Origin of the sequence: Brevundimonas mediterranea (assembly GCF_011064825.1) — a bacterium.
Taxonomy (GTDB): domain Bacteria; phylum Pseudomonadota; class Alphaproteobacteria; order Caulobacterales; family Caulobacteraceae; genus Brevundimonas; species Brevundimonas mediterranea_A.
Genome location: NZ_CP048751.1, coordinates 1,603,559 through 1,627,747 on the forward strand (window position 1 = coordinate 1,603,559; position 24,189 = coordinate 1,627,747).

24 protein-coding genes are annotated in these 24,189 nt (G+C 67.7%); 8 read left to right on the forward strand and 16 right to left on the reverse strand.

What is annotated here, in order from left to right; genetic code table 11:
* Positions 1-30 precede the first annotated feature (30 nt).
* On the reverse strand, positions 31-2,826 hold the full coding sequence (locus tag GYM46_RS07795; RefSeq protein ID WP_040349856.1) for a TonB-dependent receptor: 2,796 nt from the start codon (positions 2,824-2,826) through the stop codon (positions 31-33).
* A gap of 239 nt (positions 2,827-3,065) precedes the next feature.
* Between GYM46_RS07795 and GYM46_RS07800 the strand changes: the two genes are divergently transcribed.
* Positions 3,066-4,169, forward strand: a complete 1,104-nt coding sequence (locus tag GYM46_RS07800) for a phytase (RefSeq protein ID WP_008261731.1) — start codon at positions 3,066-3,068, stop codon at positions 4,167-4,169.
* 18 nt (positions 4,170-4,187) lie between these two features.
* Here the strand turns inward: GYM46_RS07800 and GYM46_RS07805 are convergent, their stop codons facing one another.
* The 5 genes from GYM46_RS07805 to GYM46_RS07825 all read right to left on the reverse strand — a co-directional run bounded on the left by GYM46_RS07805 (position 4,188) and on the right by GYM46_RS07825 (position 7,719).
* Positions 4,188-4,460 carry an HPr family phosphocarrier protein gene (locus GYM46_RS07805; protein ID WP_008262858.1) on the reverse strand — a complete coding sequence of 91 codons (273 nt, stop codon included), beginning with the start codon at positions 4,458-4,460 and terminating at the stop codon, positions 4,188-4,190.
* On the reverse strand, positions 4,457-4,861 hold the full coding sequence (locus tag GYM46_RS07810) for a PTS sugar transporter subunit IIA (protein ID WP_008262883.1): 405 nt from the start codon (positions 4,859-4,861) through the stop codon (positions 4,457-4,459). The genes GYM46_RS07805 and GYM46_RS07810 overlap by 4 nt, the downstream gene beginning before the upstream one ends.
* A gap of 119 nt (positions 4,862-4,980) precedes the next feature.
* Positions 4,981-5,409, reverse strand: a complete 429-nt coding sequence (locus GYM46_RS07815; RefSeq protein ID WP_008258830.1) for an HPr kinase/phosphorylase — start codon at positions 5,407-5,409, stop codon at positions 4,981-4,983.
* Positions 5,406-7,046, reverse strand: coding sequence for a stimulus-sensing domain-containing protein (locus GYM46_RS07820; RefSeq protein ID WP_008264228.1), 1,641 nt, complete (start codon positions 7,044-7,046; stop codon positions 5,406-5,408). Before GYM46_RS07820 ends, GYM46_RS07815 begins: the two co-directional genes overlap by 4 nt.
* Positions 7,015-7,719 (reverse strand): response regulator transcription factor, encoded by a 705-nt coding sequence (locus tag GYM46_RS07825; RefSeq protein ID WP_008261186.1) that lies wholly within the window; start codon positions 7,717-7,719, stop codon positions 7,015-7,017. Before GYM46_RS07825 ends, GYM46_RS07820 begins: the two co-directional genes overlap by 32 nt.
* A gap of 200 nt (positions 7,720-7,919) precedes the next feature.
* Between GYM46_RS07825 and GYM46_RS07830 the strand changes: the two genes are divergently transcribed.
* Positions 7,920-9,638: a hypothetical protein gene (locus GYM46_RS07830; protein ID WP_008261656.1), complete on the forward strand. Its 1,719-nt coding sequence runs from the start codon at positions 7,920-7,922 to the stop codon at positions 9,636-9,638.
* A 3-nt stretch (positions 9,639-9,641) separates the two neighbouring features.
* On the opposite strand, the gene GYM46_RS07835 is transcribed toward GYM46_RS07830, so the two are convergent.
* From GYM46_RS07835 to ahcY, 3 genes are all read right to left on the reverse strand, one after another.
* Positions 9,642-10,004: a zf-TFIIB domain-containing protein gene (locus tag GYM46_RS07835; protein WP_040349855.1), complete on the reverse strand. Its 363-nt coding sequence runs from the start codon at positions 10,002-10,004 to the stop codon at positions 9,642-9,644.
* Between the two features lie 233 nt (positions 10,005-10,237).
* Positions 10,238-11,446, reverse strand: a complete 1,209-nt coding sequence (locus tag GYM46_RS07840; RefSeq protein WP_008263725.1) for an NAD(P)/FAD-dependent oxidoreductase — start codon at positions 11,444-11,446, stop codon at positions 10,238-10,240.
* A gap of 33 nt (positions 11,447-11,479) precedes the next feature.
* Entirely contained in the window at positions 11,480-12,871 is a 1,392-nt protein-coding gene (gene ahcY / locus GYM46_RS07845; RefSeq protein WP_008261797.1) for an adenosylhomocysteinase, read from the reverse strand.
* 146 nt (positions 12,872-13,017) lie between these two features.
* Here ahcY and GYM46_RS07850 point away from each other — a divergent pair, with 146 nt between their 5' ends.
* Complete coding sequence (locus GYM46_RS07850) at positions 13,018-13,419, forward strand: Tat pathway signal sequence domain protein (protein WP_008259905.1); 402 nt, start codon at positions 13,018-13,020, stop codon at positions 13,417-13,419.
* A gap of 17 nt (positions 13,420-13,436) precedes the next feature.
* Here the strand turns inward: GYM46_RS07850 and GYM46_RS07855 are convergent, their stop codons facing one another.
* Positions 13,437-14,204 carry a DUF6065 family protein gene (locus tag GYM46_RS07855; protein WP_008263111.1) on the reverse strand — a complete coding sequence of 256 codons (768 nt, stop codon included), beginning with the start codon at positions 14,202-14,204 and terminating at the stop codon, positions 13,437-13,439.
* A gap of 38 nt (positions 14,205-14,242) precedes the next feature.
* Between GYM46_RS07855 and GYM46_RS07860 the strand changes: the two genes are divergently transcribed.
* Positions 14,243-14,770 carry a prolyl-tRNA synthetase associated domain-containing protein gene (locus GYM46_RS07860; RefSeq protein WP_008259520.1) on the forward strand — a complete coding sequence of 176 codons (528 nt, stop codon included), beginning with the start codon at positions 14,243-14,245 and terminating at the stop codon, positions 14,768-14,770.
* A 131-nt stretch (positions 14,771-14,901) separates the two neighbouring features.
* Positions 14,902-15,249: a PilZ domain-containing protein gene (locus GYM46_RS07865; protein WP_050771679.1), complete on the forward strand. Its 348-nt coding sequence runs from the start codon at positions 14,902-14,904 to the stop codon at positions 15,247-15,249.
* A gap of 6 nt (positions 15,250-15,255) precedes the next feature.
* Here the strand turns inward: GYM46_RS07865 and GYM46_RS07870 are convergent, their stop codons facing one another.
* Together GYM46_RS07870 and GYM46_RS07875 are read right to left on the reverse strand one after the other, a co-directional pair.
* A complete protein-coding gene (locus tag GYM46_RS07870) occupies positions 15,256-16,119 on the reverse strand; it encodes an HAD family hydrolase (RefSeq protein ID WP_008262232.1) in 864 nt (287 codons plus the stop codon).
* A 41-nt stretch (positions 16,120-16,160) separates the two neighbouring features.
* Positions 16,161-16,694, reverse strand: a complete 534-nt coding sequence (locus GYM46_RS07875) for an S-type pyocin family protein (protein ID WP_156796491.1) — start codon at positions 16,692-16,694, stop codon at positions 16,161-16,163.
* A 115-nt stretch (positions 16,695-16,809) separates the two neighbouring features.
* Here GYM46_RS07875 and coaBC point away from each other — a divergent pair, with 115 nt between their 5' ends.
* Both coaBC and dut read left to right on the forward strand, forming a co-directional pair.
* Positions 16,810-18,039 carry a bifunctional phosphopantothenoylcysteine decarboxylase/phosphopantothenate--cysteine ligase CoaBC gene (gene coaBC / locus GYM46_RS07880; protein ID WP_008262308.1) on the forward strand — a complete coding sequence of 410 codons (1,230 nt, stop codon included), beginning with the start codon at positions 16,810-16,812 and terminating at the stop codon, positions 18,037-18,039.
* Complete coding sequence (dut, locus tag GYM46_RS07885) at positions 18,036-18,494, forward strand: dUTP diphosphatase (RefSeq protein ID WP_008261493.1); 459 nt, start codon at positions 18,036-18,038, stop codon at positions 18,492-18,494. The genes coaBC and dut overlap by 4 nt, the downstream gene beginning before the upstream one ends.
* Positions 18,495-18,504: 10 nt before the next feature.
* On the opposite strand, the gene GYM46_RS07890 is transcribed toward dut, so the two are convergent.
* On the reverse strand, positions 18,505-19,440 hold the full coding sequence (locus GYM46_RS07890) for a DMT family transporter (protein WP_008263122.1): 936 nt from the start codon (positions 19,438-19,440) through the stop codon (positions 18,505-18,507).
* 152 nt (positions 19,441-19,592) lie between these two features.
* On the opposite strand from GYM46_RS07890, the gene GYM46_RS07895 reads away from it, so the two are divergent.
* Positions 19,593-19,961, forward strand: coding sequence for a hypothetical protein (locus tag GYM46_RS07895; RefSeq protein WP_008261407.1), 369 nt, complete (start codon positions 19,593-19,595; stop codon positions 19,959-19,961).
* A 116-nt stretch (positions 19,962-20,077) separates the two neighbouring features.
* On the opposite strand, the gene dapB is transcribed toward GYM46_RS07895, so the two are convergent.
* The 3 genes from dapB to dnaK all read right to left on the reverse strand — a co-directional run bounded on the left by dapB (position 20,078) and on the right by dnaK (position 24,101).
* The gene (gene dapB, locus GYM46_RS07900) at positions 20,078-20,827 is read right to left on the reverse strand and encodes a 4-hydroxy-tetrahydrodipicolinate reductase (RefSeq protein WP_008261299.1); all 750 of its coding nucleotides are present in this window, start codon (positions 20,825-20,827) and stop codon (positions 20,078-20,080) included.
* Complete coding sequence (gene dnaJ / locus GYM46_RS07905; protein ID WP_008259508.1) at positions 20,824-22,026, reverse strand: molecular chaperone DnaJ; 1,203 nt, start codon at positions 22,024-22,026, stop codon at positions 20,824-20,826. Before dnaJ ends, dapB begins: the two co-directional genes overlap by 4 nt.
* Before the next feature lie 173 nt (positions 22,027-22,199).
* Entirely contained in the window at positions 22,200-24,101 is a 1,902-nt protein-coding gene (gene dnaK / locus GYM46_RS07910; protein WP_008259910.1) for a molecular chaperone DnaK, read from the reverse strand.
* Positions 24,102-24,189 lie beyond the last annotated feature (88 nt).

A 24,189-nucleotide genomic window follows, 5' to 3' on the forward strand; every position in this document is an offset into this window, starting at 1 on the left:
CGGCCCTTTCTGCGTCTAGGTTTCGGGGGCCTAGAGCTTGAAGCGGACGCCGACGAAGATATTGTAGCCGAACTTCTCGTACTCGTAGGTGCGCTCGCGCGAGCCATAGTAGCGAACACCGGCCGAGTCGGTCAGGTTCTTGGCCTCGCCGAACAGTTCGACCCCGTTGCCGAACTCATAGCTGGTGGTGAAGTCCAGCTGTTCGCGGCCCTCGACATAGAGGTCCAGATCGGCGTCGTCGGCGTTGATCTCGTCCAGATAATCGCCGCGCTTGGTGTAGGACAGCCGGGCGCTGAACCCGGCCATTTCGTAGAAGAGGGCCGCATTGTAGTTGCTGTCCGACTGGCCGGGCAGGGAGAAGGTGTCGCGCCCCGCATACAGTCGATCGGTTTTGATCTCGGCGTCCGTCCAGGTGTAGTTGGCGAAGACGCCGAAGCCGGACAGAAGACCAGGCAGGAAGTCGAACTTCTGCTGCAGGTTCAGCTCAAGACCGGCCAGGTGACCGTCCGGCGCATTGACCGGAGTCTCGAAGTCCGCCTCGCCGTCGGCGCCGAAGGGCTCGGTGTACTTCAGAACATAGCGGTAGTCCGTCAGGTCCTTGTAGAAGGCGTTGGCCGAGACGACCCCCAGGCTGTTGAAATAGTATTCGAGACCGGCGTCGATGTTGTTCGACAGGGTCGGCTGGAGATCGGGGTTGCCGATTTCGTAGGAAATGTTCGACCCGTCGGTTTCCTCGATGCGGCGGGGAACGATCTGATCGAACTCCGGCCGTGAGATGGACCGCGTCAGGGCGAAGCGACCGATCAGATTGTCGGAGAAGCTATGGCGCACGGTCAGGTTCGGGAAGAACTCCGTGTCGTCGCGGCTGACGGAGGTCGGGCTGACGGCGCCATCGACCACCTTGGCGGCGTCGCCGTCGAACTTGGTGTTCTCGACCCGGACGCCGACGATGACATTGGTGGCGCCAAGGTCGAACCGCGCCTGGGCGTAGCCGGCGAGGATGTCTTCCCGAGCCGTGTAGTCCGCAGTGATGGAGTCAGGCTCGCGGATCGGGGACGCGGCGCGCGCGCTGGCGAAATAGGCGTCGGCCAGGTCAGCGTCGAACTTGAAGCCGAGGTCATAGTCGTAGTTGCGCGACTCACGGTCGCTCAGCACCGACGCCAGCGTGCCCGGGCTCGCCGAAGAGGCGCGGTTACGGTAGCGCTGCTCGTCCGCATTGATCTCGCGGCTGTTGAACTTGGCGCCGAACTTCCACGTCACGTCGCGACCGGCGAACTGGCTGGGCAGCTCGAAGTTGGTCTTGAAGGCGACGTCTTCCTGCGAGGTGGTGTTTTCGCGGAAGGTGTTTTCGCGGAAAGTGAACTTGGTCGGGTCACGGTAGAAGCCGGTCGGATCGCTGAACACCGAATAGCTCGGCATATAGTGATCCGCGGTGTTGTAGCTCAGCGTTGTCGCGCTGGAGCGATACAGCAGTTCATTGCGGTTCGGGTAGCTCTGTTCGCTCTTCGCCCAAGACAGGCTGGCGTCCCAGACGCCGCCGTTGCCGAATGTCTTTTCGCCGCCGGCCACCAGGGTGGTGATATCGTTCTTTTGGGTGCGGTGACGGATTTGGCGGGTGATACGCGCCCCGGTGTAGGTCGCGGTGGTGTCGGTGGCCCCGGGTTGCAGCTTACCGTCCGAATAGATGAGGCCCAGGGTGTTGCGGTATTCGTCGTCTTCGAACTGGGCGAACGATCCGCGCAGATAGGCGCGGAAGTCGTCGGTCGGGCGCCATTCGAGGGCGCCGGTCACGGCCTGGCGGGTGCGCTTGGTCTCGTAGTCCTTGAACAGGCTCTCTTCGAGCACGAAGATCTCGGCGCCGTTCTGCTCTTCCTTGACCCAGGCGTTCTCGACATTGTCAGGGCGGCGGTTGGTTTCGGAATAGCTGACCGACAGCAGGGCGCCGAAGGTCTCATTGGCGAAGACGTTGGACGCCGTGGCGGCGGCGCGGGTGTCGGAACCGCCGTAGTCGTTATAGCTGCCGCCGGCGTAGCCGCTGACGGCCAGGCGGCGCTTGTCGAAGGGCGAACGGGTCTTGATGTTGACGGCGCCGGCGATGGAATCGGCTTCCTGGCTGGGCAGGAGCGTCTTTGAGACCTCGACATTGGCGACGATGTCGCTGGGCAGGGTGTCCAGATCGACGGCGCGGGTGCCCGGATCGACAGCGGGAACCTGGACCCCGTCCACCGAGACGGCGGTGAAGGCCGAGGGCGCGCCGCGGACGTTGATGTAGCGGCCTTCGCCCTGGTCGCGCTGGATGGCGATGCCTTGCACGCGCTGCAGGGATTCGGCGACGTTGGGGTCGGGATAGCGGCCGATGGCGTCGGCGGACAGGACATTGACCGTGCCGTCGGCGTTCTTCTGCTGGTTCAGCGACCGCGCCACACCGTCGGTGATGACGCCGGTGACGATGACGTCGCTGACGGTCGCGGCCTCGCCTGCGCCCAGCATGATCGACACTTCGGTTCCGCCCTGGACCACGCTGACGGTCTGGGTCGCCGAGGGCTGGCCGATATAGCGGACGTCCAGCACGGCCGTGCCGGTCGGCAGGACGAGATCGAACTCGCCCTGGGTGTTGGTCACGGCGCGTTGTCCGGTGGCTCGCACGATCACCTCGGCGCCCGGAAGCGCGTCCCCGGCGGCGTTGGTGACCCGGCCGTGAACGACTTCGCCTGCGACGGCGACCGAGGCGGCCAGGGCGGAGGCTTCATAGGCGTGGGCCGGCAGGGCGGCGGTCACAGCGGCGAGCGACGCGAGCGAAGCGCCCGCGAGGAGATGGAATTTCATGACGAGGTCCCCAATGTCGGGTTTGCTCCCGACGAATACAGCCGCGCTTACCCCCAGGCGGCAAAAAGATCGCGACGTTTTGGCGACGCTTGCCGCTCGTTTCCTTGTCAGTGAGATTGCGAATGATCCGACAACGGCCGAAATCATGCGATTTCGTCGTGCAAACGTCACAATATGTCCATTGACGCGCCGCGGAGCCTTGCCGATCAGGACGCAGCAGATTCTGTCGGGGGCCAGTCATGACGTTCAAGCCAGCCAAGATTCTAGCGGGCGTCTCGCTCGCGGCCCTGATGCTGACCGCCTGCGCGACCCGCGAGGTCGATTTCCAGGGCGAGGGCGAAGGCTTCGTCGGGCCGGGCGCGCCGGTCCAGGCCGTGCTGGAAACCCCCTCGGTCGGCACGGCCGGCCAGGACGCGGCGGACGATCCGGCCGTCTGGGCCTCGGCTGAGCCGGTCATGGTGATGGGCCAGGCCACGCAGGGCTTCGTGGCCGGGACGGACAAGAAGTCGGGCCTCTACATCTACGGTTTCGACGGCCGGATCCTTCAGTTCCTGCCGGAAGGCCTGCTGAACAATGTCGACCTGATCGAGGGATTGAACATCGACGGCCGGCCGCAGCTGGTGCTGGGCGCCAGCGACCGCACGCCGGGCAAGACGGGAATCTCGCTGTATCTGTTCGATCCGGCCGGGACCGGCCAGAACGCCGTCCGCCCCTGGGGCGCGGTCGCCACCGACGTGATCGAACCCTACGGCTTCTGTTTCGCGCGCCGGGGAGCCGAGGTTCACGCCGTCCTGGTGGGGCATGAGGGCGAACTGCGACAGTTCGTGCTGAGCGTCGATGCGGCCGGTCAGCCGGTCTCGCGCGAGGTGCGTCGCGCCGAGATCGGAACCATTTCCGAAGGCTGCGCCGCCGACGAGGCCACGAACGCCCTCTATATCAACGAGGAGAATGTCGGCCTGTGGCGCTATGGCCTCGACCCGGCGTCGGGCGCGGCGCGGACCCTGGTCCAGCCCATCGCCAAGGACGTCCTGGTCGCCGACGCCGAGGGGCTGACCACGCTGACGGATGGCGACAAACGCTATCTGATCGCGTCCAGCCAGGGCGATTCGACCTTCCCGGTCTGGCGCATCGACGGCGCCACGCCGCAGTACAAGGGCCGGTTCAAGATCGTGGACGGCGTGGTGGACGGCGTCACCGGCACGGACGGCCTGGCCGCCGCCAGCGGCGCGGTCGGCCCCTTCCCCGAAGGTCTGGTGGTGATCCAGGACGACGTGAACGACGTGGGCACCCAGAACTTCAAATATGTGGACTGGCGCGACATCCGCCGCGCCCTGGGCCTGTAATCCGGGGGCGGAAGCCCCCTACTGATCCTCGTCGAACTTGCGCGCGACGAGGTCCGTCAGGGCCTCGATCGCCTCTTCGGCGTCTGCGCCCTCGGCCGAGACTTCGATGCTGCAGCCGATGCCGGCGCCCAGCATCAGCAGGCCCATGATCGAACGGGCGTCCACCGAGACGCCGTCGCGGGTGACATGGATCTCGCTGTCGAAACTGGAGGCCAGTTTGACGAACTTGGCCGAGGCGCGGGCGTGCAGGCCCCGCGTATTGCAGATGTCGAGAGTCGTCTTCACGCTCATTTTTCGCCCGCGAGCACCCAGGACGCCACCGAGATGTATTTGCGCCCGGCGTCCTGGGCGTGGGCCACGCAGGCCTCCAGGGTCTCGCGCCCGCGCACGCTGGCCAGCTTGATCAGCATGGGCAGGTTCAGGCCGGCGATGACCTCGGCGTGGGTCTGTTCCATCACCGATATCGCCAGGTTGGACGGGGTGCCGCCGAACATGTCGGTCAACAGGATCACCCCATCGCCGTCGTTCACGGCGGCGGCGGCGTCGACGATGTCGCGACGGCGCCGCTCCATGTCGTCATCCGGCCCGATGCATATGGCCGCGACGCCGCGCTGCGGCCCGACCACATGCTCCATCGCCGAAAGAAACTCCGAGGCCAGTCCCCCATGGGTGACGATAACCAGGCCAATCATGAGAACTTCACTCGCATCCCGCCCTGAACCGTCCCCGGACCTCCCCGCGCCCGCCAGGGAGGCCGGACGCATCCGTTTTGGACCGCAAGGGGCGTGTCATAGACCCGTTATGCGCGGGTTCAAAGCGTCTGAAGCGCGACTGCGACCATCTCGACGGCCGAGGCGGGGCGGGGGTCCAGCGCCAGCAGGGGCAGGTCGATCCCGCAGAAGCGCCGCGTCTGCGGCTCCGGAAGCCGTTCGACCGCTTCGGGAACACAGGCGACGGCCAGGACGACTCTGGCGACCAGCCGTGTCCTGACGGACACGATTCCGACCCCGCGCGCCTCGATCCGACCGGCGATGGCGGCCGGGGCGGTCGCATGAAGCGCGCCGCCGGACGCCCAGACCCGGGTATAGTCGTCGCTGACCAGTCGCCAGCCCCGCCCGATCAGCCGCAGGGCCAGATCGCTCTTGCCGGCGCCCGACGGACCCAGGATCATCACCGCCGTCCAGGCCCCGTCCCGGCGGACGGCGACCGTGGTGGCGTGAACGGGCGACGGGTCGGTCATGAGCGACGACCGGGCGACGCGGCGGACGGCAGGCCGATCTCGAACCGGGCGCCGATCACCTGGCCGTCTGCGCCGATCCGGTTGTCGGCCGTGACGCGGCCGCCATGCGCCTCGACGATCTGGCGGACGATGGACAGGCCCAGGCCCGAGTTGGAGCCGAAGGCCGCCCCCTTGGGCCGCGAGGTGTAGAAGCGCTCGAACACGGTCTCCAGGTTTTCGGGCGGGATCCCGGGCCCCTGATCCTCGACGCGGATGCGGATGGGCAGGTCGCCCTCGACCTCTTCCAGCACGACCCGAACCTCGCCGCCGGCGGGGCTGAAGGAGCGGGCGTTGTCGATCAGGTTGCGGAACACCTGTCCCAGGGGACCGTCGCGGCCGGCGACCCGGAGGCTCTGGGGCGGAGGCTCGAACCGGACGGGAATATCGTCCGGCCGGGGGGTGGTCTCATAGACGCCGACGATATCGGCCAGCAAACGGTTCAGTTCGATGGCGCGAGGCCGGTCGCGCGACAGTTCGGCGTCCAGACGCGAGGCGTTGGAGATGTCGGTGATCAGCCGGTCCAGGCGGCGCACGTCCTGTTGCAGCAGACTGGTCAGCTTCTCCCTCTGGGCGTCGGTCTTGACCAGGGGCAGGGTCTCCAGCGCCGAACGGATCGAGGTCAGGGGGTTCTTGATCTCGTGCGACACGTCGGCGGCGAACCGTTCGATGGCGTCCATCCGGGTGGACAGGGTGTCGGTCATCGACTCCAGCGACCGGGCCAGGTCGCCGATCTCGTCCTTGCGCTCCTCCAGGTCGGGCAGGGAGATGGCGCGGGCGCGCTGAAGCCGGACCTGGTCCGCCGCCGCCGCCAGCCTCAAGACCGGCCGCGCCACGAACAGATGCAGCAAGAGGGAGGCCAGCAGGTTCACGGCCAGGGCCACCAGGGCGAAAGGCACCAGGGCGCGTCTCTGATCGTCCAGGATCTCATCGACATTGCCGGCTTCCAGGGTCAGGACGCCCAGCACCTGGCGGACATGCCGGATGGGGATGGAGACCGAGACGACGCGGTCGCCGGATTCGTTGCGCCGGACGGTCGTCTGCGGCTCTCCGGCCAGGGCGCGCTCGACCTCGGCGGCGACCTCGGCCTCGACGGCCTTCTTGTGTTCGGCGTCGCGAAGGGTCTTCTGGGCGATCTCCCCGGAGGGGGGCGTGCCGGCGGGACGCGCAGGCGGGAGGACCTGGCCAGGGATGTTCTCGGTCACCTCGTAGCTGTCGATGACCGGCAGGCCGTTGATGTCGTAGAGTCGAACCCGCTGGCCGTTCGGGACGAAATTGTCACGCAGCCATTTCGCCGCCTCGCCCACGTCCAGCTCCGGGGTTGGCACGCCCCGGCTGATGCCCAGTTCGCCCAGGACATTGCCCAGCAGTTCGGCCTGGACGGTCAGCGATTCCTGACGCGCCTGGATCAGCCCCTGACGCCATTCGTTCAGAACGAGGGCTCCGCCGAACAGGATCAGCAGGCTGAGAAGGTTGAGCGCCAGGATGAAGCCGCCCAGCCGCGAGCCGCCGAAGCGGAACCTCGGCCGGCGGACAGGCTCCTCGTCGGGCTCGCGCCCGACGGGAAGATCAGCTTTCGCGGTAGCGGTAGCCGACGCCATACAGGGTCTCGATCGCGTCGAACTCATTGTCCACGGCGCGGAATTTCTTGCGCATCCGCTTCACGTGGCTGTCGATGGTGCGGTCGTCGACATAGACCTGGTCGTCGTAGGCGGCGTCCATCAGGTTGTCGCGGCTCTTCACGAAGCCGGGGCGCTGGGCCAGGGCCTGGAGCAGCAGGAATTCGGTGACGGTCAGCTTCACCGGCTTGCCGTCCCAGGTGGATTCGTGACGGGCCGGGTCCATGCTCAGCTTGCCGCGCTTGATTGCCTTGCCGGAAACTTCGGCCGAGGGTTCGGGATCGACGCCGTCGGCGCCGGTGCGGCGCAGAAGGGCCTTGACCCGTTCGATCAGCAGCCGCTGGCTGAAGGGTTTGTGGATATAGTCGTCGGCGCCGAGGTTGAAGCCGAGGATTTCGTCGATCTCCTCGTCCTTGGACGTCAGCATGATGACGGGAATCTGCGAGGTCTGACGCAGGCGGCGCAGCACCTCCATCCCGTCCATGCGCGGCATCTTCACGTCGAGGATGACCAGGTCGGGCGGCGCGCTTTCCAGCGCGGCGAGACCCGAGGCTCCGTCGTGATAGGCCGTGATCTTGTGGCCATGGCTTTCCAGCGCCAGCGAGACGGACGCCACGATGTTCTCGTCGTCATCGACCAGGGTGATGTTGGCCAAGGTTGTCTTCTCCTGAACTTCCCGTTCCCGCGAACGAGAACGCACGGCAAGCGTAACCGTTCGATCACGGTCACATTAGGGCTAATGCAAATGGGCCGCCAACCCGGATGTTTCAACGATAGCCGGGTTCGTTTCCAACGGCGCGATGAAAATTCGTCGTGAAAACCCCCCTTTAAAGCCTTGGGCCTCAATGATCCCGGATGGCCGGTCCGATCCACTACGAAGTCTATGTCCGAAAGACCGCTCCGGCGGGCTGGACCCTGTTGATCGCCACCGAGGACCGCAAACACGCCCTGGAAACGGCCGAGGACCAGCTGCGCGACCGGCTGGCCGCCGCCGCCCGCGTCACCAAGGAGACGCTGGATCCGGACACGATGGAGTTCAACAGCCTCAACATCCTGACGATCGGCGCGCCCGAAGAGAAGAAGAAGCCCAAGAGTGTCGAGGCCGCTCGCCCGGCGTGCAGCGCCCCGGCCGAACTCTATACGCCCCACGCCCGCGCCCTGATCGGCCGTGTTCTGGAGGACTGGCTGAAGCGCCAGGGGGCGACGGCGTTCGAACTCCTGCACCGGCCAGACCTGGCCGAGCGACTCGACGCCTCCGGCGTGGAGCTTCAGCACGCCGTCCAGAAGGTCGCCGTGCCGGAGAGCCAGGCCAGCGGCCAGGACCTGCACAGCGTCGTGCGCCACTACCAGCGGCTGTCGGAAGATGCGGTCGCACGGTTGCTGAAGGCGGGCCGCTCGGGCCTGTTTCCGTCCCTGGAAAAACGGTCGATCGCCGAGCTGGCGCAGGGGTTGAGCGGATCGGCGGACCGCGCCTTCGTCATGGGCGGCGTCGTCGCCCAGGCCCTGGCCGACCGCAAGGGGGCGCGGGACCGGCTGGACGGCCTGATGGACATGATCGACGCCGCGCCGCCGGCCGGGCCGGCGCGCGGGCTCGTCGTGGGCGCCGTCGAACAGATCGCGGCCGAAATGCTGGCGGTGCGCGCGAACCTGGCGGAAATCCTGGGCCCGTCTCTGGACCACGGCGCCAGCCTGGCCGCGGTGGTGCGCATGGTGGCCCCCCGAGAGGTCGAACGGCTGATCGGTCTGGATTCCCGCATGGCGCTGATGACGCCGGCGGTCGAAGGTCCCGCCGCGCGACTGGGCGCGCGTCTGGCGGGGGGCGAGCTCCCGCAGCTGTCGGCGTCCCTGGCGCGGATGGTGACGCGCGAACTGGCCAGCCCGCGGCGGCTGCGGCCCAATGACCCGGTGGGGGAGATCGACATCCTGCGCACCCTCGCCATGGCCCTGACGGCGGCGGCGGGCCGGCTTCTGACCCTGGAAGAGGTGCAGAACGCCTTCGTCGACCGATCCAAGAGCCTGGTCACGCCCGATTTCGTCGGCGCCTATGTCCGCCAATGCCCGACCGCCCTGTCCGAGGCCGAACTGCTGACGCGGCTGTGCGAGAACGTCACCGGAGGGGCCAACAAGCGGGCGGCGGCGCGCTGGCTCAGCGCCTGCGTGGCCTCCGTCCGGCTGGAAAGCGAGATGCGCCAGTCGGCGCCGGGCGGCCCCAGCGTGTCGCAGAAGCTGCTGGTCCTGGCGCGACTGCAGCGGTCGGTGCGGGCCGTACAGCTGGGCGAACTGGATGAAAGACAGATTTCGACGGCCATCGGCGCCCTCGGCGGAACCCTGGAGGCGGACGCCGGGCTGCTGGCCCAGATCGGCCGGGCCCAGGCCACGCCGGTTCAGAAGCTGACGGCCCTGATGAAGATGACCAATGGCGAGACCGCGCCCCTGGGGCCGGCCGCGGATCGCGCCCGCGCCGAAGCGGTCAAGATGCTGCGGATCCCCGAAGTCCGCCAGGCGGCGGACGCCGATACCGAAGCGTCTGCGGCGCTGCAGAGCCTGATGCAGGCGGCCCGGCTGAAGGTCTGAGCCTCAGTCGAAGATGTCGAAGATGCTGTCGCGCTTCTTCTTCTTGTAGCGATAGTCGTCGTCCCGATGGCGATCATCGCCGCGCCGGTCGTCCCTGTAGCCCCGGTCGTCGGCATAGGGACGCCCTCCGCCCCAGGGTTGGGACTGGGGCTGAGAATGGGGCTGGGGCTGGGACGGGGACTGGGACGGGGGCGCGGCGGGCGTCGCAGAGGCGCGACCGTCCTCGGCCGCCGAAGCCATCAGCTTCTCCAGTTCGCCGCGGTCCAGCCAGACGCCCCGGCAGGCGGGGCACATGTCGAACTGCACGCCGTCCCGATCCAGCGTCTGCATGGCGGAATTGTCGTTCGGGCACATCAGAAGAGGCATCGGGGCTCCAGATCAGTCAGGAATCGGGTCGGTTCGGGCGTCGGCGCGACCGGCCGGGAGGGGGACAGACCTGTCGCGCCGACGCATCCGTGCGGTCCGACATCGCGTCGATACGATGCGGCGAAGGGATACGCCGGATCGCGAAGACGCCAGAGGGGCCCGTTCCGCAGGATCCAAGCTAGGCGCCCGGCCGGCTCGCCGCCATGCGTCGTGGCGCCACAGGCCTTCCCCGCTCAGCAGACCTGACCGGCCGCCCAGCCGGAGGACCAGGCCCACTGGAAATTATAGCCGCCCAGCCAGCCGGTGACATCGACCGCCTCGCCGATGAAATAGAGGCCGGGAACCGCCTTGGCGGCCATCGTCTGCTGGTCCAGGGCGGCGGTGTCGATCCCGCCCAGGGTCACCTCGGCGGTGCGATAGCCTTCGGACCCGACCGGCTTGACGCTCCAGGCGTTGACCGCCTGATCCAGCCGCCGCAGCGTCGCATCCGACAGATCAGCCAGATTGCCCGCCGCGCCCTCCCGCTCGCACAGGCTTTCCGCCAGTCGCCGCGGCACGATATGGCCCAGGGCCGTGTGCACGGCCTGGCGGCCGTTTGCCGCCCTGGCGGCCTTGAGCTCATCGAAGACATTACGGCCCGGCGCCATGGCCGCGACGATGGCCTCGCCTTCGCGCCAGTAGGAGCTGATCTGCAGAATGGCCGGTCCGCTGAGGCCGCGATGGGTGAACAGCATGGCCTCGCTGAAACTGGCCTTGCGCGCCTTGGCCCCTTCGGGCGCCGAGGCCACAGTGGCGTCCACCGCCACGCCCGCCAGCGGGATCAGGGTTTCGAGCAGGCCGGCCTCGAACGTCAGGGGGACCAGGGCCGGTCGGGTTTCGGTGACGCGAATGTCGAACTGGCGCGCGACCTCGTAGGCCCAGCCGGTGGCGCCCATCTTGGGGATGGATTTACCGCCCGTCGCCACGACCAGGGCGGTCGCCGTGACCTGGGTTCCGTCGGACAGGACGACGCTCCAGCCGTCGCCGGACCGGTCCAGGCGGTCCACGCCCGTCTTCATCTTCAGGGTCACGCCCGCCGCCGCCATGTCGTCGGTCAGCATGCGGACGATCTGTTTGGCGCTGTCGTCGCAGAACAGCTGGCCCAGCGTCTTCTCGTGCCAGGCGATGCCGGCCCGGTCCACGCGCTTGACGAAGTCGTGCTGGGTGTAGCGACGCAGGGCCGAGGTGGCGAACCGGGGGTTCTCGCCCAGGAAATTCGCCGGCCCGCAGCCCAGATTGGTGAAGTTGCACCGACCGCCGCCGGAGATGCGGATCTTCTCGCCGGGGTTGGCGGCGTGATCGACCACCAGAACCCGACGTCCGCGACGCCCGGCCTCGATCGCGGCCGTCATCCCGGCCGCGCCGGCCCCGACGACGAGGACGTCATAAGACGCCCTCGTCACTTGGAACCTCGCGGTTCCGGCCTCGGGGAGAGCTTAGTAACGGTAGTGGTCCGCCTTGAACGGGCCTTCGACCGGCACGTTGATATAGTCGGCCTGGTCCTGGGTCAGGACGGTCAGCTTGGCGCCCAGCTTGGCCAGGTGCAGCAGGGCGACCTTTTCATCCAGGTGCTTGGGCAGGGTGTAGACCTGGTTCTGATAGGACTTGGCGTTGGTCCACAGCTCGATCTGGGCCAGGGTCTGGTTGGTGAAGGAGGCCGACATCACGAAGGACGGGTGGCCCGTGGCGTTGCCCAGGTTCACCAGACGGCCTTCCGACAGCAGGATGATCTTCTTGCCGTCCGGGAATTCGATGTGGTGGACCTGAGGCTTGATCTCGTCCCACTTGAAGTTCTTCAGGCCGGCGACCTGAATCTCCGAGTCGAAGTGGCCGATGTTGCAGACGATGGCGTTGTTCTTCATCTGCCGCATGTGTTCGACCGTGATGACGTCCTTGTTGCCGGTCGTCGTCACATAGATGTCGGCGCGGCCGGCGCTGTCGTCCAGGGTCTGGACCTCATAGCCTTCCATCGCGGCCTGAAGCGCGCAGATCGGGTCGATCTCGGTCACGATCACGCGGGCGCCGCCCTGGCGCAGCGAGGCGGCCGAGCCCTTGCCCACGTCGCCGTAGCCGCAGACCACGGCGACCTTGCCCGACAGCATGACGTCGGTGCCGCGACGGATGGCGTCGACCAGGGATTCACGGCAGCCGTACAGGTTGTCGAACTTGGACTTGGTGACGCTGTCGTTGACGTTGATGGCGGGGAAGGGCAGCTCGCCCTTTTCGGCCATCTGATACAGGCGGTGAACGCCCGTGGTCGTCTCTTCCGACACGCCGCCGATGGCGTCGCGGATGGCCGAGTAGAAGCCGGGCTTTTCGGCGATGTAGCGTTTCATCACCTTGAAGAGGGCTTCTTCCTCTTCGTTCTGGGGATTGGCCAGGACCGAGATGTCCTTCTCGGCCTTGGGACCGAGCACGCAGAGCAGGGTCGCGTCGCCGCCGTCGTCGAGGATCAGGTTCGGATAGCCGCCGTCAGCCCATTCGAAGATCTTGTGCGCGTAGTCCCAGTATTCCTCCAGGGTCTCGCCCTTGGTGGCGAACACCGGCGTGCCCGAGGCGGCGATGGCGGCGGCGGCGTGGTCCTGGGTCGAGAAGATGTTGCACGAGGCCCAGCGGACTTCGGCGCCCAGGGCTTCCAGCGTCTGGATCAGAACGGCCGTCTGGATGGTCATGTGCAGGCTGCCGGCGATCCGGGCGCCCTTCAGCGGCTGGCTGGCGCCGAACTCTTCGCGCAGGGCCATCAGGCCCGGCATTTCCGTTTCGGCGATCGCGATTTCCTTCTTGCCCCAATCGGCCAGAGAAATGTCGCGGATGATGTAGTCGGTCATGGGGGCTCCTGGCCGCAGGGGATTTTCCAGCCCTCATAGCCTGTGGAGCATGAAGGAGCAATAAACACATAAGGATATCCTTATATGCACTATGACCGATGTCGGGCTCAGCAGTTTCTTAAGCCATCCCCGTTAGGCAGGGCGGAATGGAACGCCGCGCCCTTCTCGGTCTCGCCCTCGTCGCGACGGCCGCCGCCTCGACCCCCGCCCGCGCCTCATCGAGCGGCGGCGCCGCTCCGTCGGCCGACACCTATTTCCGCCTGCCGGTGGTCACGGGCTCGATCCCGCGTCCCGGCGGCCGGCGCGGCGTCCTGTCGGTCGAAGTCGGCGTGGATGTGCCCGACGCGGCCCTGCGCACCCGGGCCCAGCAGTCGGCGCCGCGTCTGCGCGCCGCCTACAACACCGCCGTCCAGCGGTTCGCCACCGGCCTGCGTCCGGGCGCCGCGCCGAACATCGACCAGCTGGCCGCAGATCTGCAGGCCGCCACCAACGCCACCCTGGGCCGGGCCGGGGCCCGGGTCCTGCTCGGCACGGTGATGGCGCTCTAGGCCGCGGCTGACCGGCCTCAGCCGACGCGCGGCGACTTCAGGCGGCGCTTGTTAGAATGGGTCGGCGGCGCCGCGCCCAGATCCTCGGGCACCTCGCCCTTGAAATAGTAGCGCTGCCAGGCCTCCTTGGCCGCGTCGGGGTCGCCGCCGGCCAGACGCTGGTTGAAGTCGGTGCGGGCGCGGTTCCAGGCCTCGAACTGGCCCTTCATGACCGGGTTGGACTCCAGCGTCCGGATCACCGGCTGGAACTGTTCCACCTTCTTGTGCTCGATCAGATTGATGAAGCAGAAGGGCTCGCCCTTCTCGAACTTCACCCGGCCCGGCCGCGTGAAGATCCAGTTCATGGTGAAGGGGAAGGGCAGCCAGTCGGTCTCGATCAGGCCGACCAGGGGCTGGATCCCGTCCTTCAGGTGGTTGGGCGAACCGGAGCACATCATCCCCCAGCCCGGCGGCGTGCGGAACAGATACTGCGGGTGCATGGTCAGGACCCCGCGCGAAAAGTGCGAGGTGACGAAATGGTCCAGGTCATGCTGGGGCCGGTCGGGGGTGATGACGATGTCTTCCTGGCGCGGCCCGCCGTTCCACTCGGCCGTGAAACCGAACGGGCACAGGATCTCCCACCCCGTGGTGTTGGCCATGTTCAGCGGCAGGCAGCGATAGGGGTGGCGGCTGATGAAGGCGTCCATCCAATTGCGCGACTGGCGGCCGGGCACCAGGTCCGGCGGCCGGGCCGTCATCGGATAGCATTCCAGTTCCAGCGGGCGCGTCTGCACGGTATCGACCATGGAACCGTTCCTAACGCCGCAAACGCGACTGCTCAACCATGACCCCAGACCTTGCGCCTGAACCCGCTTTCGACCGCGAGACCCTGACCGCCTGGCTGGCCGAACACGGCGTGGCCCACACGACCCACGACCACCCGGCCGTCTTCCGCGTCGAGGAAGGCCTGGACCTCAAGGCCGGCCTGCCCGGCGCCCACACCAAGAACCTGTTTCTCAAGGATCACAAAGGCCGGCTCTGGCTGATCTCGGCCCGCCAGGACACGGTCATCGACCTGAAGCGCGCTGCGGCCGCGATGGGGGCGGGCCGGCTGTCGTTTGGCAATGAGGCCCTGATGTGGGAGACGCTGGGCGTCCGCCCGGGTTCGGTCACGGCCCTGGGTCTGATCAACGACGTCGAGCGCCGCGTGACCTTCGTCCTGGACCGGCGGCTGTGGGACGCCGACATCGTCAACTTCCACCCCCTGACCAATACGGCGACCACGTCTCTGGAACAGGCGGCCTTCCGCCGGGTGCTGGCGGTCTGGGAGCGAGAGCCGATCGTGGTGGATTTCGGCGCCCTGGCGGGGTGAAGCCCGGTTCCGGGGCGGAGCGTGCGTCGAAAGGCGGGAACCGACGTTCGATGACCCGCCTCTCTTCCTGACCGGCTCGAAGTCCGCTACCGGCACAGAGGATCGCACGGCGATACTGTGCGTCCTGAGGCATGCGTATGTTTGGACCCAAGCCCGTTTCTCAACCGGACCGACGCGGCCAACCGCGTCGGGCGGTCAATGCGCGGGGCGTCGTCTGTGCGCCGGGTGTGGAGACGGCCTGCGTGATCGTCGATCTGTCGGACGGCGGCCTGAAGCTCAGGCTCGACCGGGGCGCGGCCCTGCCGCCCGAGGTGGTGGTGGTGGATATTGCGGAGGCGGTGGCCTATCCGGCGACGGTGGTCTGGCAGAAGGGACAGGAGGCCGGGCTGAGGCAGACCGGCGCCAAATCCCTGCGCGGCCTAGCCCCCGCGCGGCTGATCGGGGCGCGCGACGCCTGGATCAGGGCCGGCGGGCGCTGAGGATCGCTACAGACCCGCCGGCATGGAGCCGGCGTTGATGGCGATGCGGCCGACCAGGCCCTTGACGATCAGGTCCAGGGCCGAACCCTCGCTATAGTCGGCGGCGGCGACGAAATTGACCCGGTCCTCGGAGATCAGGGAATAGACCTTCTTCTGGTCCTTCTCGTTCGAGCGGGGGTCATAGACGGCGATCGAGAAGCCGCCCTTGGTGTGCATCATCTTCATGGTCGGCACGTCGGTGTCGCCGTCGCCGATGAAGATCATCCGCTCGAACGGCACCGGCCGCTGGTCGTCGGGGATGAAGTGGTTGATCCGCTCGTGCTCCCAGTGGTTCTTCACCCCCTTGTTGATGCGGAACAGATACTGGGTCTTGGTGGTGTAGTTGACGCCGACCGCGGGCCAGGCCGCCTCGCCCTTGTCGTCATAGACATAGTGGGAGGCGAAGACATGGGTCAGGGCGGGGCGGATCGGCGTGCCGTCGATCATCTCCTCCAGGCCGGCCGAGACGATATAGTGTTCGATCTCAAGTCCGTAGCGCGCGCCGAAGGCGTTCATCCGGTCGAACCAGCTGAGGTCCTTCAGACCTTCGAACAGGGCCACCGCCTCGCCGTGCCGGCGCAGGGTCTCGCGCGTCACCGGCGAACCGTTCTGGCGCGCGTGATGCAGCATCAGCTGCATGTACATCAGGATGCCGTCGCCGTCGGCCTCCTTGGTCAGGCGTTCCGCCTCGCCCCAGAAGGCGCCGATATCCATGCCGACGGACGGGATGAAGCTGACCTCCTGCATGTTGCCGCGCGCCAGGGTGCCGTCGAAATCATAGATCAGGGCGGTCTTCAGCAAGGGCTTGTCGCCGGAAGGGGCGTCGGACATCGGGCGGGCTCCAGAGCGTCGGTCGGACCCCGCCCTCTATATCAGCCCGCCGTCGGCGTCGATTGTCGCCTCTGGCCGAAGCGGGGCGCCGCCGTCTTCTGCTCGGCCCAGTAGTCGGCGCCCGTGGTCGGCTTGAACATGGTGCGCGGCGTGCCGTCGCGCGCCACCACGGCGAAGGTGTTGGTCGAGGCCTGATAGATCAGGGTGTCGCCGTTCGGCCGTTTCACCGTCTCGGCGTCGCGCGGAGGCTTGGCCGTAAAGGCGGTGACCTTGTCCAGATAGTCTTCGGCCGACCCCGCGCCGAAGTCTGCGCCGTTGCGCTGGTACAGGCGGGCGATCTTGTCATCCACCGTCTCGCGACGGCTGGCCGTCAGCGCCGGCTTGGGCTGGGCGGCGGCGGGGGCGTCGCCGCCGCCCGTCCCGGTCGCCGCCAGGGCCAGCGGCGTCGCCTCGGCCGTTCGGTCGCGCGTCTGCACCGCCGAGGCGTTGTCGCACCCCGCCAGCGCCATCACCGCCAAACCGACCATCATCAGCCCCAGTCCTGTGGCCGCACCCTGTCGCTTGTCAGACGTCATCCTCGCCTCCCCCTTTGGACACCCGCTCGCCGCGAGATAAGCACAACCTTCATGTTCCTGCAATGTTCTTTTCGGCCGTCTCGACGGCGTCGCCTTGGGCGGCTAGACGAAGGCCATGGACAGCCGCCCTCTCGCAAATCGCAAAATCCTGCTGATCGTCGGCGGCGGCATAGCGGCCTACAAGGCGCTGGAGCTGGTGCGGCTGATCGCCAAGGCGGGGGGCCAGACGCGGGTGATCCTGACCGAATCCGGGGCCGAGTTCGTGACGCCCCTGTCGCTGGCGGCGCTGAGCGGCCATCCGGTGCGGTCGGGCCTGTTCCACCCCGACGACGAGACCAGCATGGGCCATATCGAGCTGTCGCGCTGGGCCGATCTGGTGGTCGTGGCGCCGGCGACGGCGGGGCTGATCGCCAAGGCGGCCAACGGTTTAGCCGACGACCTGGCCTCGACCACCTTGATCGCGACGGACAAGCGGGTGCTGCTGGCCCCGGCCATGAATGTGCGGATGTGGGAGCATCCGGCGGTCCAGGCCAATATGGAGCGGCTGAAGGCCTTCCCCGGCTTCCACGGCGTGGCCGTGGTGGGGCCGGACGACGGCGAGATGGCCTGCGGCGAATACGGACCCGGCCGGATGGCCGAGCCGGCGGCGATCCTGGACGCGATCCTGGGGCTGCTGGCGGGCGCGGCCGGGCGGCCCCTTGCGGGTCGCAAGGCGGTGGTCACGGCCGGGCCGACCTTCGAGCCGATCGACCCGGTGCGGGGCCTGACCAATCGCTCCAGCGGCAAACAGGGCTACGCCATCGCCGCCGCCCTGGTCGAACTGGGGGCGGAGGTGACCCTGGTGTCGGGGCCGACCGCCCTGGGCGCGCCTGTCGGGGTGACGCGGATCGACGTGGAGAGCGCGCTGGAGATGCAGGCGGCGACGCAAAACGCCCTGCCCGCCGACATCGCCGTGCTGTCGGCCGCCGTGGCCGACTGGCGCGTGGACACCATCGCCGGCGGCAAGATCAAGAAGGGGCCGGGCGGCCCGCCGACCCTGGCCCTGATCGAGAACCCCGACATCCTGGCCGGGATCGCCGCGCCGGGTCCGAACCGGCCGGCCCTGGTGATCGGCTTCGCGGCCGAGACCACGGACCTGGAGGCCAACGCCCGGGCCAAGCTGTCGCGCAAGGGCTGTGACTGGATCATCGGCAACGACGTGTCCGACGACGTCTTCGGCTCGGACGGCAACGCCGTCCTGCTGGTCACCGCCGACAGGACCGAAACCTGGCCGCGCCAGTCCAAATCCGCCATCGCCCGGGCGGTCGCCGCCCGTATCGCCGACCATTTCAAGAGCGCCCAATGACCCAGCCCGTCGCCGTCCAGATCCTGCGCCTGCCCCATGCCGAGGGCCTGCCCCTGCCGGCCTATGAGACGGCGGGATCGGCCGGGATGGACCTGCGCGCCGCCGTGCCCGAGGACCAGCCGATGACCCTGGCGCCCGGCCAGCGCGCCCTGGTGCCCACAGGACTGAAGATCGCCCTGCCGCTGGGGTTCGAGGCCCAGGTGCGGGCGCGCTCGGGCCTGGCGTTGAAACACGGCATCATCTGCCCCAATGCGCCGGGCACGATCGACAGCGATTATCGCGGCGAGTGCGGCGTGATCCTGGCCAATATCGGCGCCGACCCCTTCGTAATTCGCCGCGGGGAGCGGATCGCCCAGCTGGTGATCGCCAAGCATGAGCGTGCGGACTGGGTCGAGGTCGAGACGCTGGACGAGACCGCACGCGGGGCCGGCGGGTTCGGCTCGACGGGGCGGTAGAAAGACGCGCCTAAACCGGCGGCGCGGTCGTCTGGATCAGGGCGGCCTTGCGGCGGACGTGTTCGCGCCAGGCGGTGTAGAGGCCGCTGGCGGCGATCAGGGCGCCGCCGGCCAGGGTGTTGGCGGTGGGCGTGGCGTGCATCAGCCACCAGCCGAAGATTACAGCGCCGACGATCTGGAGATAGTCGAAGGGCGCGACCACGGCGACCGGGGCCTTTTGCAGCGAGGCGGTCATGAACAATTGGGCCAGGCCGCCGGCGACGCCTGAGCTGATCAGCAGGGCGAAGGTCAGGGGCGAGTGCCAATGGCCGACGAAGGGCAGCAGGATCGCCCCCACCCCGGATGAACCGACGAAGAACCAGAAGACGATGGCGGCGACATGCTCGGTGTCGCGCAACTGGCGCAGGGTGATGGTGACGCTGGCCGTCAGCAGGGCCGCCATCAGGCCGAAACCTATGCCCTCGAGCGGCATGGCGTGACCGCCCCCCGAGACGAACGAAAGGGGACGCATGACGATGACGACGCCGATGAAGCCCACCGCCACGGCGGCCCAGCGGCGCGGCCCCACCGCCTCCTTCAGGATGAAGAAGGACAGGATGGTGGCGAAGATGGGGGCGGTGAAGCTGAGGGTGGTGGCGTCGGCCAGGGGCAGCAGGGTCAGGGTCTGGAAGAGGCACAGGATGGAGACGACGCCCAGGGCGCTGCGTCCCGCATGGGCCCAGGGCCGGCGCGTGGTCAGACCGGCGAGGCCGCCCGGCTGGGTCAGCACCCAGGCCAGGACCACGGGCAGGCCGAAGAAGGCGCGGTAGAACAGCATCTCGGGGGCGACCACGCCGTCCAGAGAGGCCAGTTTCAGCACCGCCGACATGACGGAAAAGGCGCCTGCCGCCGCGATCCTGAGCGCGATGCCGCGGGCGATGTCCTCGCCGCCGATCCGTCCCGTCATGACGTCCTTTCGATGTTGCGGCGCACTCATAGGCCCGCGTCGCCTTCACGCCCACCCCCGAGGGAGCCTTTCCGCGCGAGCGGCGTTAACCGTGTCGAACCGGCCAAGCTTGACCGGCGCCTTATTGTTTTTGACCTTTCAGGAGAGACGACGTGGAAAATCTGATCGATCAGATCGGCGATTTCCTGAGCGGAATCGCGGGTCTGGCCAGCGCCGGCTTCGACGGCGTCAACCAGGTGATGGGGCTGATCATCGCCATCATCGCCGCCCTGCTGATGGTGGACTGGCGCGCCCTGGCCTCTACCGCCCTGGGCGCGACCCTGGTGCATCTGATCGTGCTGGCAGTCTTGCCGGTGCTGAACGGCGGCGAATTCGTCCTGCCGGCGCTTCTGACCGTCGGCTTCTGGATGACGGCCCTGGCCCTGTTCCTGGGCTACGCCATCGTCATCGCCATCTTCTTCTTCATCAAGACCCTGCTGACCGGGACCGCGTTCCGTGGGCGGCGCAGGGTGGTGCACTGATCTTGGTGGGCCTGCTACCCCCAGGTTTCGTCACCCTCGGACTGGGTAATGGCTTCCGCGCTCAAGCCGCGAGCGACCGCGTCGCGAGCGTAGCGCGGCGCGAAGCGCCCTAGACGTCAGGCTTGGCGAAAGCCAAGCACGTCCTGCATGTCGTACAGGCCGGGTCCGCGGGTGCGGACCCAGGCGGCGGCGGCGACCGCGCCCTTGGCGAACAGGGACCGGTCGATGGCCGAGTGGCTGAGGGTCAGGACCTCGTCTTCCGAGGCGAACAGGACCGTGTGTTCGCCGATGATGCCGCCGGCGCGGATCGAGGAGAAGCCGATCTTGCCGCTCTCGCGCTCGCCCTGGACCCCGTCATAGGGTTTGGAGCGGATCTCGGCCAGGTCGGTGAACCGGCCCTCGGCCGCGGCCTCGCCCAGCATCAGGGCGGTGCCGGACGGGGAATCGACTTTGCGGCGGTGGTGGGCCTCGGTGATCTCGATGTCCCAGTCCTGGGCGTCCAGCCGCTGGGCTGCGTGCTGGACCAGGCCGATCAGGATGTTCACGCCCAGGGAGAAGTTGCCGCTCTTGACGATGGCGATCTTCTCGGCGGCCTTCATCAGCTCGGCCTCCTGCTCCGGGGTGAAGCCGGTCGAGCCGATGACCAGGCTGGGGCCGCCGCGCTCGGCCGCACTCTGCGCCAGGGCGACCGAGGCGTCCGGAGTCGAAAAGTCGATGATCACGTCGCACAGGGAGATGTCGGCGGTTTCGCCCCAGTCGAACCGGGCGGCGACGACCACGTCCTCGCGCGCATCGAGAACCTGGGACACGGCGCGACCCATCCGGCCGCGATAGCCGGAAATGCCGGCGTGGAAGATTGCGCTCAAACCACGTTTTCTTTCGACCCGTCCGCATCCTGATTGCCCAGGATGTCAGCCCAGAAGCGCTTCGCCTTGCCCGCGAAGCTGGAGTTGCGGGGGTTCTGCCCCTCTCCGAACGACAGGGCAAGCTCTTGCAGCAGTTCCTTCTGGCGGGCGGTCAGGTCGGTGGGGGTCTCGACGAACAGCTCGACCACCAGGTCGCCGCGCGCGCGGCCGTTCAGATGGGGCATGCCCTTGCCCTTGATCCGGACGGTCTTGCCGGTCTGGGCCCCCGCCGGCACGGCGACGGCGGCCTTGCACTTGCCGTCGCAGGCGTCGGACACCAGGCAGGGGGCGTCGATCTCGCCGCCCAGGGCCGCGACGGTCATGGGAACCGGCACGGTGACCAGCAGGTCCAGGTTGTCGCGCTCGAACAGGTCGTGCGGCGTCACCGACAGGAAGACGTACAGGTCGCCGCGCGGGCCGCCGCGCTGACCGGCGTCGCCCTCGCCCGACAGGCGGATGCGCGAGCCGTCGTCGACGCCGGCGGGGATCTTCAGGTTCAGGGTGCGGGTCTTGCGGACCTGGCCGTGGCCGTGACAGGTCGTGCAGGGGTCGGCGATCATCTGGCCCGCGCCGTGGCAGCGGGGGCAGGTCCGCTCGACCTGGAAGAAGCCGTTGGCCTGGCGTACGCGGCCGGCGCCGTTGCAGGTGGTGCAGGTGACGGGCTTGGTGCCGGGCCTGGCCCCCGAGCCTTCGCAGGTCTCGCAGGTCATGGTGGCGGGGATGTCGATCTCGACCTCGGCGCCCTTGTAGGCCTGTTCCAGGCTGATCTCGAGATCATAGCGCAGGTCCGAGCCGCGACGCGGTCCGCCCTGCTGGCCCCGGCCCGCCTGGCGACCGCCGAAGGCGTCTCCGAAGGCGTCGCCGAAGACCTGGGAGAAGATGTCGTTGATGTCGGAGAAGCCCTGCTGGCCCTGGCCGAAGCCGCCGCCCCCGCCGCCGTTCACGCCGGCGTGGCCGAACCGGTCGTAGGCCGCGCGCTTCTGATCGTCCGAAAGGACCGTATAGGCCTCGGAAATTTCCTTGAACTGGGCCATCGACTCTTCCGAGCCGCCGTTGCGATCCGGGTGATGGATCATGGCCAGCTTGCGATAGGCCGATTTCAGACCGGGTGCGTCGATTGTCCGTTCGACGCCCAAAACCTCATAATAGTCACGCGCCATAGGGCGTTGGTCCTCATACTTCCCCTGCGGCTCCGTCACGCCTCTGCGGGCGTCAGCGAAGCTGTGGTGTCCCGGCTGACATGGGGGCCGGAACGACTGATGCAAGTTTCATGAAAAGGCCCCGCCTATCGCAAGACAAGCGGGGCCTTATCATTTCGCCGACCTGTTGCCGATCAGGCGCTCTTCTTCTCGTCCGTGTCCGAGACGTCCTCGAACTCGGCGTCGACCACGCCGTCGTCGGCCGGGGCCGCATCGCCTTCGCCGGCGCCCTGCTGCTGGGCGTACATGGCCTCGCCCAGCTTCATCGAGGCCTGGACCAGGCTGTTGGTCTTGGTGCGGATGTCCTCGGCGTCCGTGCCTTCACGGGCGGTCTTCAGCTCGGCCAGACCGGCCTCGATCGCCGTCTTGACGTCGGCCTCGACCTTGTCGCCGTGTTCGGCCAGGGCCTTCTCGGTCGAGTTGATCAGGCTGTCGGCGGCGTTCTGGGCCTCGACCAGGTCCTTGCGGACCTTGTCGGCGGCGGCGTTGGCCTCGGCTTCCTTGACCATCTTGTCGATGTCGGCGTCCGACAGGCCGCCGTTGGCCTGGATGCGGATCGACTGTTCCTTGTTGGTCGCCTTGTCCTTGGCCGAGACGTTGACGATGCCGTTGGCGTCGATGTCGAAGGCGACCTCGATCTGCGGCATGCCGCGCGGCGCCGGCGGGATGCCCATCAGGTCGAACTGACCCAGCATCTTGTTGTCCGACGCCATCGGACGCTCGCCCTGGAAGACCCGGATCGTCACGGCCGACTGGTTGTCGTCGGCGGTCGAGAAGGTCTGGCTCTTCTTGGTCGGGATGGTCGTGTTGCGCTCGATCAGGGGCGTGAAGACGCCGCCCAGGGTCTCGATGCCCAGGGTCAGGGGCGTCACGTCCAGCAGCAGCACGTCCTTGACATCGCCTTGCAGAACCCCGGCCTGAACCGCGGCGCCCAGGGCCACGACTTCGTCAGGGTTGACGCCCTTGTGCGGCTCCTTGCCGAAGAAGGCCTTCACGGCCTCCTGCACCTTGGGCATGCGGGTCATGCCGCCGACCAGGACGACTTCGTCGATGTCCGAGGCCTTCAGGCCGGCGTCGGCCAGGGCCTTCTTGCACGGCTCGATCGTGCGGGCGACCAGGTCGTCGACCAGGGCTTCCAGCTTGGCGCGCGACAGTTTGATGTTCAGGTGCAGCGGACCCGAGGCGTTCATGGTGATGAACGGCAGGTTGACCTCGTACTGGGTCGTGGAGCTGAGCTCCTTCTTGGCCTTTTCGGCTTCTTCGCGCAGGCGCTGCAGGGCCAGCTTGTCCTGACGCAGGTCGACGCCCTGTTCCTTCTTGAACTCGTCGGCCAGATAGTCGGCCAGTCGCACGTCGAAGTCCTCGCCGCCCAGGAAGGTGTCGCCGTTGGTCGACTTCACCTCGAAGACGCCGTCGCCGATCTCCAGGATCGAGACGTCGAAGGTGCCGCCGCCCAGGTCATAGACGGCGATCTTCTGGCCGTCGTTCTTTTCCAGGCCATAGGCGAGGGCGGCCGCGGTCGGCTCGTTGATGATGCGCAGGACTTCCAGCCCGGCGATCTTGCCGGCGTCCTTGGTGGCCTGGCGCTGGCTGTCGTTGAAATAGGCCGGGACGGTGATGACGGCTTGCGTCACCTTCTCGCCCAGATAGGCCTCGGCGGCTTCCTTCATCTTGATGAGGGTGAAGGCCGAGATCTGTTGGGGCGAATAGTCCTTGCCGTGGGCGCGGACCCAGGCGTCGCCGTTCGGGCCCTTGACGATCTCATAGGGCACCATGCCCTTGTCCTTCGCCACGACGGGATCGTCGAAGTTGCGGCCGATCAGGCGCTTGATGGCGAAGAAGGTGTTGGCGGGGTTGGTGACGGCCTGACGCTTGGCGGGCTGACCCACCAGGGTCTCGCCGCCGTCCTGAAGGGCGACCACCGACGGGGTGGTGCGGGCGCCTTCGGCGTTTTCGATGACCTTGGGGTTCTTGCCGTCCATGACGGCCACGCACGAGTTGGTGGTGCCGAGGTCGATGCCGATGATCTTGGCCATGGGCGTTCTATTTCTCTCCGTATCGGCGGGCGATGCGGCGGCCTTCGACGAAGCGCCGCGCGTGACCGCCCCCTGTGGGTTGGCGTGG

Bases quoted from the DNA above. Each gene is read 5' to 3' on its own strand.
- ahcY (WP_008261797.1), bottom strand. From the start codon at position 12,871: ATGACCGACTACATCATCCGCGACATTTCTCTGGCCGATTGGGGCAAG.
- GYM46_RS07865 (WP_050771679.1), top strand. From the start codon at position 14,902: ATGCGTATGTTTGGACCCAAGCCCGTTTCTCAACCGGACCGACGCGGC.
- GYM46_RS07875 (WP_156796491.1), bottom strand. From the start codon at position 16,694: ATGACGTCTGACAAGCGACAGGGTGCGGCCACAGGACTGGGGCTGATG.
- GYM46_RS07815 (WP_008258830.1), bottom strand. From the start codon at position 5,409: ATGACCGACCCGTCGCCCGTTCACGCCACCACGGTCGCCGTCCGCCGG.
- GYM46_RS07890 (WP_008263122.1), bottom strand. From the start codon at position 19,440: ATGACGGGACGGATCGGCGGCGAGGACATCGCCCGCGGCATCGCGCTC.
- dut (WP_008261493.1), top strand. From the start codon at position 18,036: ATGACCCAGCCCGTCGCCGTCCAGATCCTGCGCCTGCCCCATGCCGAG.
- GYM46_RS07870 (WP_008262232.1), bottom strand. From the start codon at position 16,119: ATGTCCGACGCCCCTTCCGGCGACAAGCCCTTGCTGAAGACCGCCCTG.
- GYM46_RS07795 (WP_040349856.1), bottom strand. From the start codon at position 2,826: ATGAAATTCCATCTCCTCGCGGGCGCTTCGCTCGCGTCGCTCGCCGCT.
- GYM46_RS07820 (WP_008264228.1), bottom strand. From the start codon at position 7,046: ATGGCGTCGGCTACCGCTACCGCGAAAGCTGATCTTCCCGTCGGGCGC.
- GYM46_RS07810 (WP_008262883.1), bottom strand. From the start codon at position 4,861: ATGATTGGCCTGGTTATCGTCACCCATGGGGGACTGGCCTCGGAGTTT.
- GYM46_RS07855 (WP_008263111.1), bottom strand. From the start codon at position 14,204: ATGGTCGATACCGTGCAGACGCGCCCGCTGGAACTGGAATGCTATCCG.
- dnaJ (WP_008259508.1), bottom strand. From the start codon at position 22,026: ATGGCGCGTGACTATTATGAGGTTTTGGGCGTCGAACGGACAATCGAC.
- GYM46_RS07860 (WP_008259520.1), top strand. From the start codon at position 14,243: ATGACCCCAGACCTTGCGCCTGAACCCGCTTTCGACCGCGAGACCCTG.
- GYM46_RS07850 (WP_008259905.1), top strand. From the start codon at position 13,018: ATGGAACGCCGCGCCCTTCTCGGTCTCGCCCTCGTCGCGACGGCCGCC.
- dnaK (WP_008259910.1), bottom strand. From the start codon at position 24,101: ATGGCCAAGATCATCGGCATCGACCTCGGCACCACCAACTCGTGCGTG.
- GYM46_RS07800 (WP_008261731.1), top strand. From the start codon at position 3,066: ATGACGTTCAAGCCAGCCAAGATTCTAGCGGGCGTCTCGCTCGCGGCC.
- GYM46_RS07805 (WP_008262858.1), bottom strand. From the start codon at position 4,460: ATGAGCGTGAAGACGACTCTCGACATCTGCAATACGCGGGGCCTGCAC.
- GYM46_RS07835 (WP_040349855.1), bottom strand. From the start codon at position 10,004: ATGCCTCTTCTGATGTGCCCGAACGACAATTCCGCCATGCAGACGCTG.
- GYM46_RS07830 (WP_008261656.1), top strand. From the start codon at position 7,920: ATGGCCGGTCCGATCCACTACGAAGTCTATGTCCGAAAGACCGCTCCG.
- coaBC (WP_008262308.1), top strand. From the start codon at position 16,810: ATGGACAGCCGCCCTCTCGCAAATCGCAAAATCCTGCTGATCGTCGGC.